Origin of the sequence: Lancefieldella rimae ATCC 49626 (genome assembly GCF_000174015.1) — a bacterium.
GTDB classification, from domain to species: domain Bacteria; phylum Actinomycetota; class Coriobacteriia; order Coriobacteriales; family Atopobiaceae; genus Lancefieldella; species Lancefieldella rimae.
Genome location: NZ_ACFE01000002.1, coordinates 101,214 through 115,279, shown reverse-complemented (window position 1 = coordinate 115,279; position 14,066 = coordinate 101,214). Strand labels below are relative to the sequence as shown.

10 protein-coding genes and 1 tRNA gene are annotated in these 14,066 nt (G+C 47.1%); 7 read left to right on the top strand and 4 right to left on the bottom strand.

Annotation, left to right across the window (positions count from 1 at the left end; translation table 11 throughout):
* Positions 1 to 35 precede the first annotated feature (35 nt).
* Genes ATORI0001_RS03290 through ATORI0001_RS03280 form a run of 3 tightly spaced genes read left to right on the top strand, consistent with a single transcriptional unit; the run spans position 36 to position 1,930 of the window.
* On the top strand, positions 36 to 836 hold the full coding sequence (locus ATORI0001_RS03290) for a ParA family protein (RefSeq protein ID WP_003149093.1): 801 nt from the start codon (positions 36 to 38) through the stop codon (positions 834 to 836).
* The gene (locus ATORI0001_RS03285) at positions 829 to 1,698 is read left to right on the top strand and encodes a ParB/RepB/Spo0J family partition protein (RefSeq protein ID WP_003149687.1); all 870 of its coding nucleotides are present in this window, start codon (positions 829 to 831) and stop codon (positions 1,696 to 1,698) included. The genes ATORI0001_RS03290 and ATORI0001_RS03285 overlap by 8 nt, the downstream gene beginning before the upstream one ends.
* On the top strand, positions 1,688 to 1,930 hold the full coding sequence (locus ATORI0001_RS03280) for a hypothetical protein (protein WP_003149082.1): 243 nt from the start codon (positions 1,688 to 1,690) through the stop codon (positions 1,928 to 1,930). Before ATORI0001_RS03285 ends, ATORI0001_RS03280 begins: the two co-directional genes overlap by 11 nt.
* 30 nt (positions 1,931 to 1,960) lie before the next feature.
* Here ATORI0001_RS03280 and rlmN read toward each other — a convergent pair whose 3' ends face one another.
* Positions 1,961 to 3,046: a dual-specificity RNA methyltransferase RlmN gene (gene rlmN / locus ATORI0001_RS03275; RefSeq protein ID WP_003149284.1), complete on the bottom strand. Its 1,086-nt coding sequence runs from the start codon at positions 3,044 to 3,046 to the stop codon at positions 1,961 to 1,963.
* A gap of 100 nt (positions 3,047 to 3,146) precedes the next feature.
* Between rlmN and ATORI0001_RS03270 the strand changes: the two genes are divergently transcribed.
* Together ATORI0001_RS03270 and ATORI0001_RS03265 are read left to right on the top strand one after the other, a co-directional pair.
* The gene (locus ATORI0001_RS03270) at positions 3,147 to 4,121 is read left to right on the top strand and encodes a D-alanine--D-alanine ligase family protein (protein WP_003149555.1); all 975 of its coding nucleotides are present in this window, start codon (positions 3,147 to 3,149) and stop codon (positions 4,119 to 4,121) included.
* 5 nt (positions 4,122 to 4,126) lie between these two features.
* Entirely contained in the window at positions 4,127 to 7,222 is a 3,096-nt protein-coding gene (locus tag ATORI0001_RS03265) for a helicase C-terminal domain-containing protein (RefSeq protein WP_003149455.1), read from the top strand.
* Here the strand turns inward: ATORI0001_RS03265 and ATORI0001_RS03260 are convergent.
* Entirely contained in the window at positions 7,219 to 8,226 is a 1,008-nt protein-coding gene (locus ATORI0001_RS03260) for a helix-turn-helix transcriptional regulator (protein WP_003149524.1), read from the bottom strand. The two genes, ATORI0001_RS03265 and ATORI0001_RS03260, sit on opposite strands and share 4 nt — an antisense overlap.
* Entirely contained in the window at positions 8,213 to 9,205 is a 993-nt protein-coding gene (locus tag ATORI0001_RS03255) for a WYL domain-containing protein (RefSeq protein WP_003149520.1), read from the bottom strand. The genes ATORI0001_RS03260 and ATORI0001_RS03255 overlap by 14 nt, the downstream gene beginning before the upstream one ends.
* A gap of 195 nt (positions 9,206 to 9,400) precedes the next feature.
* On the opposite strand from ATORI0001_RS03255, the gene ATORI0001_RS03250 reads away from it, so the two are divergent.
* Entirely contained in the window at positions 9,401 to 11,326 is a 1,926-nt protein-coding gene (locus ATORI0001_RS03250; RefSeq protein ID WP_003149335.1) for a hypothetical protein, read from the top strand.
* Positions 11,327 to 11,422: 96 nt separating this feature from the next.
* Here the strand turns inward: ATORI0001_RS03250 and ATORI0001_RS03245 are convergent, their stop codons facing one another.
* Positions 11,423 to 13,690: a SpaA isopeptide-forming pilin-related protein gene (locus ATORI0001_RS03245; RefSeq protein ID WP_003148968.1), complete on the bottom strand. Its 2,268-nt coding sequence runs from the start codon at positions 13,688 to 13,690 to the stop codon at positions 11,423 to 11,425.
* Between the two features lie 299 nt (positions 13,691 to 13,989).
* Here ATORI0001_RS03245 and ATORI0001_RS03240 point away from each other — a divergent pair.
* Positions 13,990 to 14,064 (top strand) — tRNA-Gly (locus tag ATORI0001_RS03240).
* The last annotated feature ends 2 nt before the right edge of the window (positions 14,065 to 14,066 follow it).

The following is a 14,066-nucleotide window of genomic DNA, read 5'->3' as shown; positions in this document are numbered from 1 at the left end:
ATGTCGGTAACGTTTTGGGTCAATTCGGAGGAAATATGGACTATAAAGACCAAAAGCGTGCATATCCCGAGAAGGATTGTAAGGTTATTGCGATTATTAACCAAAAAGGCGGAGTTGGAAAGTCAACGACAGCTGTCAACTTAACCGCTGCCCTTGGAGAGACAAAGAAGAAAGTACTTCTTATTGATTTTGATCCCCAAGGAAACGCTACAAGTGGGTATGGAATAGAAAAAGAAGAGCTTGAACATGATATTTACGATGTGATTCTCAACGAATATTCCATTAAAGACCTCATTCTTCCAACTCCAGAAGAACGTGTTTTTGTTGTTCCCGCAACCATACAACTTGCCGGTGCTGAAATTGAACTTGTAAATAAGGAAAATCGAGAGTATGTATTAAAGAAAGCAATTGAAGAGGTAAAAGACGAGTTTGATTATGTATTTATTGACTGTCCCCCGTCGCTTGGTCTTCTTACTATAAACGCTTTTGTCGCAGCCGATAGTCTTCTTGTTCCAATTCAGTGTGAATATTATGCCCTTGAAGGAGTTTCAAAACTTCTTGAATCTATGGCCATGGTTCAAAGTAATCTTAACCCGGATCTTGAAGTGTTCGGCGTGGTAATGACCATGTTTGACAGCCGTACCACTCTTTCAAAGCAAGTAGTTGAAGAAGTTTCAAACTACTTTGGCAACAAGATGTTTAAAACTCTTATTCCCCGAAACATTAAAATAGCGGAAGCTCCAAGTCATGGACTACCAATAAGTATGTACGCTCGTATTAGTAAAGGCTCTCTTGCATACGTGAAGCTTGCAAAGGAAGTGATTCGTCGTGGCTAAAAAATCAGGGTTAGGTAAAGGTCTCTCATCATTAATTAACGAAGCTAATGCAGAGACAGGAAGGCCAAAAGAAACGACAGTGCTTGCGGTTTCAAAGCTAAAACCAAATAAAGATCAACCGCGTAAGCAATTTGACGAGACAGAACTTGAAGAGCTTGCGGATTCCATAAAACAAAACGGTGTATTACAACCGTTACTTGTTAGGAAAAAAGGTTCAGGATTTGAAATAGTTGCCGGAGAAAGACGCTATCAAGCGGCTAAAAAAGCTGGTTTGAAGGACGTCCCCGTCATTATCAGGGACATATCTGATGAAGAAGTATTTAAGCTGGCTCTTATTGAAAACCTTCAGAGATCAAATTTGAGTCCTATTGAAGAAGCACGAGGATATCAGGAACTTATAAAAAAAGATGGCCTTACTCAAGAACAGCTCTCAAAGATTATTTCAAAGTCTCGCTCAGCCATTACAAATACCTTGCGTTTATTAGATCTTCCAAAAGAAATTCAGGAGTATATGGCTTTGGGACAGCTCTCGGCGGGGCATGCTCGTGCAATTTTAGCGGTTGCCGGCGAAGAAGGACGCTTAAAGCTTGCTCAGAAGGTAATAGAAGAAAATTTGTCGGTGAGACAGACAGAAAACCTTGCACCACTTTTTTCTGGCAGAGAGAACGTAAAGGTTCAGCGTCAACCATTACCTCAAACGTATAAGAGAGCTGCTCGACAACTACGTCTTGCACTTGACACAACAGTGAAGGTTCGAAATATTCGCGGGAAGAATAAGATTGAAATAGAATTTTCGGACGATGAAGAACTGGCAAGACTTGTTGGCCTTCTTACTCAAGGAGATGGTCTTCGTGGGGATTAGACCTCGGCTGCTTTTTGTATCTGGTATTTTTGCGGGAGCCACAATTGCCACAACCTATTGTCTTCTTACAAAAGACGCTCGAAGAAAAGTGCTTACAGCGGGGAAAAAGACCATCTCTTCAACAAAAAGAGTTCTTTCTGCTTTAGATTCATCCGGTATTGAGGATCATTCGATAAACCTTGATGAGCACAGAAAGGATATAGACCATCAATGGTCTGAGCTTGGATATTAGAACAAAAGTTCTAATATCCAAGCGACTGTCTTAGAGCTGACGAAGTTTTTGACTGAGCTGTCCGCAGGCAGCATCAATGTCCGCCCCGCGAGAAATTCTTATAGTAGCCTCAACGCCAACTTCCCCCAGCTTCGTGACAAATTGTTGTGCGCGAGCTGGGGTTGAAGGATGAAATTTAGACCCTGGAATCTCGTTTAATTGAATGAGATTAACATGTGCAAGGGTTCCACGGCAGAAATCACGAAGGGCTCCAAGCTCGTTTTCAGAGTCGTTTATGCCACCAATAAGGGCATATTCATAGGTGGGACGCCGTCCGGTCTTCTCGACATACTCTCCCATGATGTCATACAGATGGAGAAGAGAGTATTTTCGGACTCCAGGCATAAGTATGTCACGAGTTTTTTGAACGGCAGAGTGGAGAGAGACCGCCAAAGTAAACTGCTCCGGCTCGTTTGCAAAGCGCTTAATCATTGGAATAACACCGCAGGTAGAAATCGTAAGATGACGTGCGCCAATGCCAAGACCGTGAGGGGAATTGAGAAGCCTCAGCGCTTCAAGAGCATTGTCGTAGTTCATGAAGGGCTCTCCCTGTCCCATAAAGACAACGCTTGAAACACGCATTTCAAAGTCATTCCGGATGTGAAGAACCTGGTCGTAGATTTCAGATGCCGAGAGAGACCGCGTGAGTCCGGCTGCTCCAGTGGCACAAAAAGCGCATCCCATAGCGCATCCTGCCTGTGTTGAAGCACAAACGGCGAGCTTATTTCCCGTAGGCATGCCAACACATTCGACGCATACGTTATCAGGATATTGGAGGAGATATTTACGGCTGCCATCTTGGGAGAGTTGACGGGTCACCTGAGTGATGCTTTGAAAAGAGACTGTCTTTGCAAGCCCCGCCCGAAGTGACTTTGGAAGGTTGCTCATCTGATCAAACGAAGTTGCACCCTTAGACCACATCCAATCTTCCAATTGCTTTGCGCGAAATTTTGGTTGTCCGAGATTCTCTACAAGTTCAACGATTTCTGCATGGGAAAGTGTCTTTAGACCACGCTTAATCGAAGGGGAGGGTTTTTGGGGGGAATAAGCATCGCTTGGGGTAGTATCTGACTGCATTTTTATCCTTGTCCGTAATCTTATTGTGTTCTCGCGGTATCCTCTTATAAGAGAAATCTTTATTGGGTGTATTTTAGCAGCTGACTTTGAAGGAGCGTACATGACGCGCGATGAATTAAAAAAGCTTTCAGTCATTGTTTTGGCCGGAGGTTGGTCTGACGAACATGAAATTTCTCTGCAATCGGGAGAAGAAGTCAAAAAGGCCCTTAAACAGGCAGGTTTTGAAAAGGTTGAGCTGCTTGATATTGCACTTCCCGGTGCCATAGAAAAGCTTGTGAAGAGCTCATATGACGTGGCGTTTGTCGCGATGCACGGACACTATGGGGAGGACGGCTGCATTCAAGGCTTACTTGAAATTCTCCATATTCCCTACACCTTCTCCGGGGTGCTCGCCTCAGCCATGGGAACCGAAAAAGAAGTATCGAAGCTTATGTACAAGCAAGCCGGCATCCCCGTGCCCAAAGGTATCGATGTCAGCGCCGGCACGAAATTTACCGACGAGGAAATCGAGCAGGTTGTTACAGATTTAGGGCTTCCCATTTTTGTTAAACCGGCAGCGAATGGATCAAGTTTTGGTGTTACGCGAGTTACGAACAAAGATCAGCTTCTCCAAGCAATTGAAGACGCGGGAGCTCAGGGCGACAGAGTTTTGATTGAAGAGTGTGTGGTGGGCACTGAAATTACGGTTCCCGTTATCGGAAACGACCATCCCACGGCACTCCCGATTGTCGAGATTGTTTTTGAAGATGAGTTCTATAGCATTGAGGTGAAGGCAGAGCCCGCATCGCTCCATCACATTACTCCCGCCAGGCTTGCGCCCGATGTGTATGCGCGTGCTCAAGAGCTTGCTATATGCGCTCATAAGGCCTTGGGTTGCAGAGGCGTTTCTCGCAGTGACTTTATTGTAAAAGCCGACGGAACCCCGGTTATTCTTGAGACAAACATGATTCCCGGAATGACGGAACGCTCGCTTATTCCTGATTCAGCACGCACGGACGGTATTCCGTTTTCTGAGCTCTGCACGCGCTTCATTGAGTATGCTCTTGAAGAACACGGTAAAACCCAAGCACAATAAGGCATATGCAGACAGCGGATACAAATCTTTCCGGCGAGAAGAGCTTTGAGTCTGAAGCTCTCACGCAGCGAGATGACACACAACGGAAGCTTCAAGATCTTCTTCTTCCCGACACTCCCGAAAACATTCGAGCGTCGTATCTTACGCTTGCCGAGCGTGCCAAAACGACAGAGTTTGATCTTCTTGAAGAAGACATTGTTGTTCTCGACACCGAAACAACCGGCCTTTCTTTTAAGACGTGTGGTTTGATAGAAATATCTGCGGCAAAAATTTCCGGCAGAGAGATTGTCGAGCGCTTTGAAACATTTGTAGACCCTCGAAAACCTATTCCGCCGGAAATAGTGGCGCTTACTCACATCACCGATGAAGACGTCGCGGGAGCTCCGCGCGCTAAAGAGGCCGTAAGTGCACTTGCAGATTTTGTCGGAGGTCTCCCTGTTCTTGCACATAACGCCGTTTTTGACCGAACTTTTATAGAAAGAGTTCCCGGGGGGCACGAAGTTTCCAACACGTGGATTGATACGCTTTCTCTTTCACGCATTGCACTTCCGCGACTGTCTTCTCATAAGCTTTCACGTATGGCTGAGGCCTTTGGAGCGCTTCGGGTAACGCATCGTGCAAGCGACGACGTTGACGCGCTTGTAGGGATGTGGCGCATTATACTTTTGGGATTACTGGATCTCCCCCGTGGTCTTCTCGATATGTTTGCAGAAATGCACGAGGATGTTGAGTGGACAATACGACCAATTTTTGCCCACATTGCCGCCATGAAGCAAGAAGCGGCGAAAGGGACGGGGGCTCCCCTTGGTCCACAATCAAATGAAATAACCACTGGTGTCGCGGCTGCTCTTGCGGCAGGGACGACAAGAACATCACCACGACCATTTTCAATGAGAGATATACGCAGCGTACTTGTCGCCAGCAAAAAAGGAAAGGTCCGCGCTGACGCAAGAGATCAGGATCCGCCGCCCAAGGTTCCTTCGGCATCTGAAATAAAACAGGCATTTGCTCCGCAGGGCCTTATTTCTCGTATGTATGATGCATATGAGGTGCGACCGGAGCAATGTGAAATGTCGCTTGAAGTGAGAAAAGCGCTCGCCACATCATCACATAGAGCAATTGAGGCAGGCACCGGTGTAGGTAAATCGATTGCGTATTTGTTGCCGGAGGTTTTGTTCGCAAAAGCAAACAACGTTACCGTTGGTATTGCTACCAAGACAAATGCCCTTACCGATCAGCTTGTGTCTCATGAGCTTCCGGCCCTTAATCGGGTGATTCCCGGCGGCGTAACGTTTTGTAGTCTTAAAGGCTACGATCACTATCCGTGTCTTCACAGGATGGACAGGGCAGTGGAGGAAGAGCTGCCGCTTGGTCTGTATAAGCATGAGAGTCGATCGCAGGCTTCCATTGCGGCTGACATGCTCACTGCGCTTGCCGTCTCGTATGCGTTTTCATGCCAGTCGATTGACGGTGATTTGGATGCGCTTGGTATCAGGTGGCGCTATGTGCCCCGTAAGCTCCTTACGACGACTTCTCGCGAGTGCTTGCGCAACCAATGTCCTTATTTTCCGCATGAGTGTCTTATACATGGTGCGCGTCGGCGGGCCGCTGAATCTGATGTCGTGGTAACTAATCACTCGCTCCTCCTTAGAAACGTTTCCGTTGATGGCAGGATACTTCCTCCTATCAGGCATTGGGTGATTGACGAAGCCCATGGCTTTGAAGCTGAGGCACGCCGACAGTGGGCAATTGAATTACAGGGCGACAAGATCGGCGCGGGTTTTGAGTTTTTAGGCACGCAAAAAAGTGGCACCCTTTCATCAATCATCGCGGCTTCCGCAAAGCTTGAAGGAGCATCTCTTCTCGAGCGCATGATCGTGAAGGCCGCATACTCAACGGCTCGCGCGATGGTTGCCTCGTCCGGGTTCTTTTCATGCGTACATGCACTCCTGCCGCTTGCAAAAGGCGACGGCGGATACAGCAATGTGTCGCTTTGGATTGACGGAGAAATACGAGAGACCGAAGAGTGGAAAGAAGTGGCAGATGCGGGAGCACGTTGTATTGAGACTTTGGAGCCCGCCATTAAAGCCTTTGATGAAGCAGGAGCTGCCTTGAGTCCGGTAGATGCCAAACTGGCGGCAAACCTTAAGGAATCAACGTCGTTTTTGTCAGAGTTTTTCTTTGGCCTACAGCTGATATGCGCGGGAAAAGATACAAGCTACGTATATTCCGCACAGCTCTCTCGATCAAAATCCAATAGGGGACAAGAAATGCTTTGTGCCGAGAAGCTCGATATTGGAGAGGAGCTTGCACAAAAATGGCTTCCCGAGATGCACTCGGTTGTCTTTACCTCGGCAACCATGGCGGTTTCGCATAACTTTGATCACTTTGATGCGGCAATCGGGTTAAGTAAAGGAGATTTTTCACACCAAAGCAGAGAACTTGATTCAAGTTTTGATTTTGATGAGAATATGGCAGTTGTTGTTCCAAAAGACATCCCCGAGCCAAACGATGCCAGATATCTGCAAGTTCTCGAAGACGCTCTCTATGATATTCATGTTGGTATGGGAGGCTCCGTTCTAACGCTGTTCACAAATCGTCGAGATATGGAGCAGCTCTACGAGAGGCTCAAGCCCCGTCTTGCAGAGCGAGGTTTATTGCTTGAATGTCAAGAACGAAGCGGATCCGCACGACGTCTTCGTGATCGCTTTGTTGCGGACGAGGCATGTTCGCTTTTTGCGCTTAAATCGTTTTGGGAGGGATTTGATGCCGCAGGAGATACGCTGCGTTGTGTAGTTATTCCTCGGCTTCCGTTTGCAAGCCCAAATGATCCGATTTCCAAAGAGCGCTCACAGCGAGAAGAGCGCGCGTGGTGGAGATACGCATTGCCGGAAGCCGTTATTGCTACGAAACAGGCCGCAGGCAGACTCATCCGCAGTGGCAGCGATAAGGGCATACTTGTTCTTGCGGATTCTCGGGTTGTGTCCAAGCGATACGGAAAGCAGTTCTTAAATTCTCTTCCAAAAAAGCAGGCGGATATTATATGCAGAGAAGACGTAAAGAATTTTATTGTCCGCTGGCGAGAAGAACATGGGGCTTAACGATTGTCTGACTTGCGGAGAAGTTTTTGAGCAAGGTTTTGTATGTCATTGATGAGGGCGGGATCATCGGTCCATACATGTCCGTGACAGGCCAATACGTGCCGCGGAAGCCATTCGTTTTTGAAAAAGGGCACGGAGGCTACGATAAGTTTAGATGAATCAATTGGCTTAGAGAGAGCGTCATCAGTATTGTCTTGAACAATCTGAAGGTCATGCCATCCAAAAAGCGACAGATATTTCTTATCGTCAAAAAAGAGGGTGACCCTAGGAACATCCGCTGTTTCTGCAGGAAGATATGCCTGCTTAAGCTCCTCAAAGTCCAAAGAGGCCGCTTTGAGGTTTTCCATGCGGTGAATAAAAAAGGTTCGCGTGTCGTGCTTCTTTAAATCAAATGCTTCAAGTTTCCAGCCGGAGACATCCCAGACTACTTCAAGGGGAAGAACGCTTCTCTCGTCTGAGGGGTGCTCTTTGTTCTTATCAAGAGAATTTGTGTGTCGGTAAGAGAAAAGCAACTTTTCCTGCGCCGCGATTGCTTTGGCACAGATAAAAAGGCGTGCTTGCTCGGTGTCGGAAACTTCCGGCTGAACAACTCGATCTATGAGTTTTTCAGAAACGACATGTGAGGAGACGGGCGGAGAGAGAAGCTTTTGTAAGGGACTATCGGCCGATATTTTAAGTGCGCGAAAAACCACTGCTAGAGACAGTGTTTCAGAATAGGTGAGAGCCGGTCGGCGATCAAAAAGAGAAGGTTTCAGAGGGGTATGCGCCGCTATATAGGAAAGAGAGTCATCTGAGACAAAAGGAAGCGGTTGATATTCACCACGGTCCGTTGAAAGTAGGAGATAAAAGAGGAGGTGAGCCTCGGTATCAGAAAGGCCGAGGCGTCGAGCAACTTCTTTTTTGTCGATATAAGCGCCCTCTGCGCTCAGGGCTTCAATAAGAACAAGGAGTTTTCGCGCAACGCTTATTTGCCCGTCTCGTCCGGAGTTACTATTTGTTGGCATAGTGGTTCACCCCGCCTAAAAGATACTCTTTCCACATGGTAACAAACGGTTGAGGAGCAACGGGAAGTATGTCATTTGCAATTGCCCATACGACAGCCTCGGATATATTTCGCACGGAAAGAGACCAGCAATCCGTTTGTGGTTCATAAATTGCGCGCTGTTTTAGTTGGCGCTGTAAGGGGATGGGAGTGTTTTTCATGAGCTTAAACGTTAGTTGTACAGGATCCTGCGAGCCAAATTCAAAGGGGAAGAAATAAAAGTCTTGAATGGAGAAGCCGGCAGGAATTTCGAATGAAATCTCTGGGTGCAGACGTACCCATTTAAACCGATCGATTCGGTATGTCTTTGGTGGGTATGATAAGGTGCCATTTTGAGAAAGTTGGGCAGCAACAAAATATTCACCGCCATATGCTGCAAAACGGCCATAAGGTGCAAGTAGGAGCGTTTTTTCATGGGTCGATGCGTCTTCGTAGCACGCTTCTACGGCACAGGTCTTATCGAGAGCAGAAAACAGAGTATCTAAAATTCGCGATTTTTCAGATTGATGCGAGGGTCTGTTGTCGAAAGGCATCTCCAAGGCAACAAAAGTAGGGTCTAGTTTTGCAAGTGCTACCCGAAGCGTGTCTGCGTAGGGGAGTGTATTGCCGGCGAGAAGCGCCTCACAGGCTTTTATAAATCCCAAAAGAGTATCTTCGGGAGGAAGGTTTGTTGGAGAATAAAAAGAAATAGGATCAATTTCGAGGGTTCCAGTTGAGAAATTTCCTGTTTTTTTGATAGTGATTCCGAGCATCTTGGCGCGTTCACAAAAACGCCCTAATTTTTTTCGAGCAGCTTCGTGGGACTTTTCTGCACAAAAAATTCTTTGCAGAGTTGTTTGTGAGACAGGACGGTTGGCTTCAAAGAGATAGAGAACAAAGGAGATAAGCTCACGAGCACCGCTCTCATCTGTGGATATGTCAGTAAACTCTTCTTTAGGCACGAAGGGAACCTCTCTGTATTGTGCGGTAAGGATGCCATAACAAATACGATACTTATCTTAGAGAGACTGGGCGAGTCTTGTACAGTATTCATCAATTTCTTATATTACCTGCAACTGTACGCTTTCATTTTTTAGATAAGAAGTATACTTATCGCGTATGTATCAGAGAGTTGTCCATCCGTAAAGGAAAGCAGTATGGCAATTACACACGACTATGTGGACTATCTTGACGAGCAAATTGACATTGCTCCAGCAGGTAGCCAGGAGGAATTCCAGGCAGCACAACTTATTGCCGATGAGATTCGTCAGCACGGCCTTGAACCCTCTGTTGAGGAATTTGATGTTCATTCAAGCAATGGCATAGAAGTTGCCTTCTTTGCAATTCTTCTGTTTGTGGGCATCATCCTTTCGGGTTTAAGCAATGTGGTTCTCTTTATTTTGGGTGTTGTAATAACGCTGGGTGCTGCAGCTTTGTTTGTATTGAAGTATCTTAACGGGAACAATGTGTTTGCACGCATTGGCTCGCGTATGCGGAGTCAGAACGTTGTGGCAAAGCATGAGGCTACCGGTGAACTGGTAACAAAGGGAAATCGCCCTATTGTTATTGTCGCCCACTATGATGCTCCACATGAGAATTTCCTCTACACTACTCCAGTTGCTCAGTATGTATATCTCGTAAAGAAATATAGTAAGTATTGCGTTGCAGCGGTCGTTATTTGTTCGGCATTGCAGATATTTCGCTTTCTTCCTAGTGGTGTGCGGATATTTCTTTGGATTGTAGGCATTGTCCTTACGCTTCCGGTGCTTGTTGTTTCGGTATCCAAAATCGTTGAGCGGTTCGCTCCCTGTACAATCGGCGCAAACGACAACAAGTCTTCTGTGGCTGCCATGCTCGGCATTCTTGAAAATGTTCGACCAACCGGACGTCGCCCTGAATCCAAGCGTCCTTCTAAGTCCACATATCTTCTTACTCCTCCTGAAAGCCAGGGTACACGTCGTGGGGCAGAGGTACTTGAGTCTTTGCAGATTCTTCCTGAAGACTGCGAGATTGAGTACGTAGAGCATGAACAAACCGAGCAAACACCTGATGCAACCGAAACCGCAGAGCTCAAGGATGTTGTTGAAGAAGGAACGGTTGAAGATGAAGTCGATGCGACCATGCAGCAGGTACACCAGAACGTCGATAAGCCTCTTGAAGGTGCAGAGACTCCTGATGATGCTGATGCAACGATAGCGGCTCCACTTACCGGAAAAGTTGCCGAAAAGAACAACTTGGCTCGACGCGCTTCTCTGTTTGATCTTCCTGATCCATCCGGAGACGAAGTGGATCCGTTTGTGGATATGGATGATACTCGGTATGACAGAGCAGATAACCAAAGCACAGAAGATGCAGAGAGGGAAGAAGAAAGACTGCCCAAAACTGACTCAGAGACAGTTGCCCCCATCTCCCCAACACCAGAAGCAAAACGTCGTTCGTTTAAGCTCTTTGGACGCAAAGACACCACTCCTTCTGATGATTGGAAAGGCGGAGCAGCTACGCGTGACGGTCTTCGTGCGGCGGATACCTCGGAAGAGTCTCAAGACGGAGCGGTGACCGATCAGGATAAAGAAGCAAAGTCCGAGAAACCGGAAGCAGAAGATTTGCGTGACGCAATCCTTGCCATGACGGACGATAGGCTTATTTCTCACGACATTTGGTTTGTTGCTCTTGGCGCGTCAGATTTTGATCATGCGGGCATGGATAATTTCCTCTCTAAACACAGAACTGATATTCGCGGAGCCTTCCTCATTAACCTTGATTGTATTGGTGCCGGTCAGCTCAGCATTCTTAAAAACGAGGGATCCATAAATACGCGGCGTGCGGATAGGCGTATGATTCGCATGCTTACAACAGCAGCGGACAATCTCCACATTGATATCTCAACTACTGAGTATGACTGGGATTCTACGGACAGCACACAGGCGATGAGAAATTCAGTTCGTTCCGTAACTCTTATGGGACTTGACGAGAATAAACTTCCTGCCCAGAGTCGCCGGGCAACTGACGTTTATGAGAATGTCGATTCCGAACAGTGCGTTGATGTGGCAGCTCTTGTTACAGAGCTTATCCGACGCTCCTAATCTAAGAAAATAATAGTGAGTGTCTTGAGGTCGTATGAAGTGCTTCATACGACCTCTTCTATATGTAATGAATCGATTCGTTTTGCTCCTTTTGAACTATGCACGATGTTTGCTTGATACGAAGGCAAAGAGAATAAGACCTGCACCCGAACAAACAATAACGGGAATGGTAAAACTCTCGTTTCCGGTATAGGGGATAACTTCTTTCTTGACTGGTTTTTTGGGTTTGGTGATATTGACCGTTTGGGATTTTGAGTGTTTGTCCGTGTGAGAGGTTACGTTTGTACCGTGTTGCGTAATGGTGTCATGTGCCGTTACCGCATCCGGAAGATTATCTCCGGAGAGTGCTATAGGAACATCAACGGTTCCCTCTGATTTTTCTGGTGTGAATGTGACGTGGGCAGAAGAAAGCTTATTTTCGGGAGAAGGATCTTGTCCTGCTGGATGGAGATCAACGTTTACTTCATATTCTTGGCCAGGGGTAAGCCCCTCGTATGAGACGTGATCTACCAGTTTGATTTCCTTCTCGGCAGTTGCCTCATGTGTGTTGTTCAACGTAGCAAGTTCAGTGGCCATGCAGATGCGATTATCAACAAGAGGAGGAGCTTCTACAACTGTTTGGTCCTCAGATACAGAGACCATAGGATTCCAACTAGTGTTAAGGGCAAAGCCGTCGGGAGCTGTTACTTCCTTTAATTGATAGGTACCAAAGGGAAGTCCATCGATTTGTGCAGAACCACTGTCATCGGTAGCAATGGAAGCGACTTTTTCGTGAGGCGCTACCCATATACCCTTATAGAGTATAGGGTGCTCGGATTCATTGGTGATTTCAATTTCAGCGCCGCTCAGAGAGGGCGTCTGGGTAACCTCGGGAGCATGTACGTCCGTGTACAGAGGATCGTGCGCTTGTTTAGTAACATGGAGGCTTCCGAGCTTCACGGTATCTTTAAAAGTAATGGACTGAACATCATGTGAGGTTGCGTTTCCGTCGTTTAGTTTTTTCCAAACAGGTTTTTCATCTTCAAGTGAAAGTATGTAAATGGAGGGCGAGGCATCTGGAAGGGTATAGCCCGCAGGAGCTTTTGTTTCTTGAATCGTGTATGTTCCGAGCGGCATCCAGGAAGCTCCATTGTGAGTTGGAAGCTCGTCGCCGCGTACTTTTGAGTTCTCGCTAAACTCTGCTATACCGTGTTCGTCGGTTGTAAATACCCAAGATGCCAAAGGCTTTCCCTCCGTTGTGCCTTCGGTATTTGCGAAATATGAGACACTGAACTCAGCACCCTTTAAAGTGGCACTACCCTGAGGACCGCTTTGCAGTTCCATATCTTCTTTTTTGAGGGTGAGTCCGGTCGCGCCATAGGGAACATCTTCGCAAGGGAGTTCAACGGCAGTGTTTCCGACAACGGTTACTTCATGTATTGCCGGATCAAGCATATGTCCAAGCGGAGGGTGTATTTCTTTGACGTAATATGTCCCTTCAGGAAGTTCGGCGCTATCGGTTTCGCCGACACCGTTGGTGACAACTTCGCAGATTTTGGTTGAACATTCCTTATCGGAGAAGATGCCGTATACGGCTTTGTCTAAGGAGAAGAGAGCCTTTTCCTGAAATATGTTCTGTGAGAGTGCAGAGTGTTTTTTAATCTTGAGCTGTCCTTTAGGGGCCTCGGTTTTTGTTGTCATAAAAAGAAGAACTTGTCTGTTTGAGGGAGGAACAAGGAGTTTTGCTGAGCCTTCCTCAGGCCCGCCTCCGCCGGAATCGGCGTATGCAAGAGCGTCTTTGGCCAAAGCTTCGGCAGCACGCGCCATGCCTGCTTCAGGCAGTACGGTGGTTACAAGATGAGGATCTCCGCGCAAGATACCCCAGATGGCAAACTGTGTTACTTCGCGTGCGCGCCAATCGGCGGAAATTCCATAGATTAAATTCTCCGGTTGGTCTCCGCGAGCACCGTGATAGAGGATAAAATCAAGCGCCTTCAGCTGACGCTCGCTATATGATCCGTTATTAGCGCCATCCGCGGTTCTAAGGTTGTGATAATCCTCGGGATTCATAACGGCGAGGGTGTCCCCATATTGAGCTCCTGTTTTATTGAGTTCATCCCCACAGTAGAGAAAAGCACCGTTTGATCCCATCCATTGAGGGATATTGCGACCATCGGGAAAATCTTTACGGTCGGCTACCGTAATGGTCTCGGACTCTTTGGCAAAAACCGTGCGCGGAAGCCAGAGTTGATAGAGTTGTACCAAAAGAGCGCTGCCAATTAAAAGCGGCAGTATCCACGAGAGCAAGACAAAGCATCGTTGTCTCTTGCGGAGGCTGGACGACAGAGATGGCACATGTGTGAAGAGGGTAGTACAAGCGTTCATGACACTCCTTTCAATAGGTGAAAAGAATGCTAAAGAAGCAATCTGACCGGATTCTGACCGTTCTTTGACCGGTATTTGTCTGCGCGAACACTTTGTTTTCAAAAAGGTAGGTAAGGTCAAGCACACGTGTCTTCTCGAGATAAAACCGGTTACATCTTTGATGAAGAACTTTCTATATGGCAAATCTTTGATAAACAAATTCTTCACATTTGTCGCAAAGCAGAGCGGCGTAAGAAACGAGAAAAGCATGAAGACGAGGAAAGTGCGTCTGCTTGACTATGGTAAAATGCACTGTGCACGCGGGCATCGCCAAGTGGTAAGGCAATGGCTTCCCAAGCCATCATCCGCGGGTTCGAATCCCGTTGCCCGCTCCAAG

What these genes read in the sequence shown, in the direction of transcription:
- ATORI0001_RS03270 (WP_003149555.1), top strand. Translation starts at nt 3,147, where the DNA reads ATGACGCGCGATGAATTAAAAAAGCTTTCAGTCATTGTTTTGGCCGGA.
- ATORI0001_RS03265 (WP_003149455.1), top strand. Translation starts at nt 4,127, where the DNA reads ATGCAGACAGCGGATACAAATCTTTCCGGCGAGAAGAGCTTTGAGTCT.
- ATORI0001_RS03250 (WP_003149335.1), top strand. Translation starts at nt 9,401, where the DNA reads ATGGCAATTACACACGACTATGTGGACTATCTTGACGAGCAAATTGAC.
- rlmN (WP_003149284.1), bottom strand. Translation starts at nt 3,046, where the DNA reads ATGCAGTCAGATACTACCCCAAGCGATGCTTATTCCCCCCAAAAACCC.
- ATORI0001_RS03260 (WP_003149524.1), bottom strand. Translation starts at nt 8,226, where the DNA reads ATGCCAACAAATAGTAACTCCGGACGAGACGGGCAAATAAGCGTTGCG.
- ATORI0001_RS03290 (WP_003149093.1), top strand. Translation starts at nt 36, where the DNA reads ATGGACTATAAAGACCAAAAGCGTGCATATCCCGAGAAGGATTGTAAG.
- ATORI0001_RS03245 (WP_003148968.1), bottom strand. Translation starts at nt 13,690, where the DNA reads ATGAACGCTTGTACTACCCTCTTCACACATGTGCCATCTCTGTCGTCC.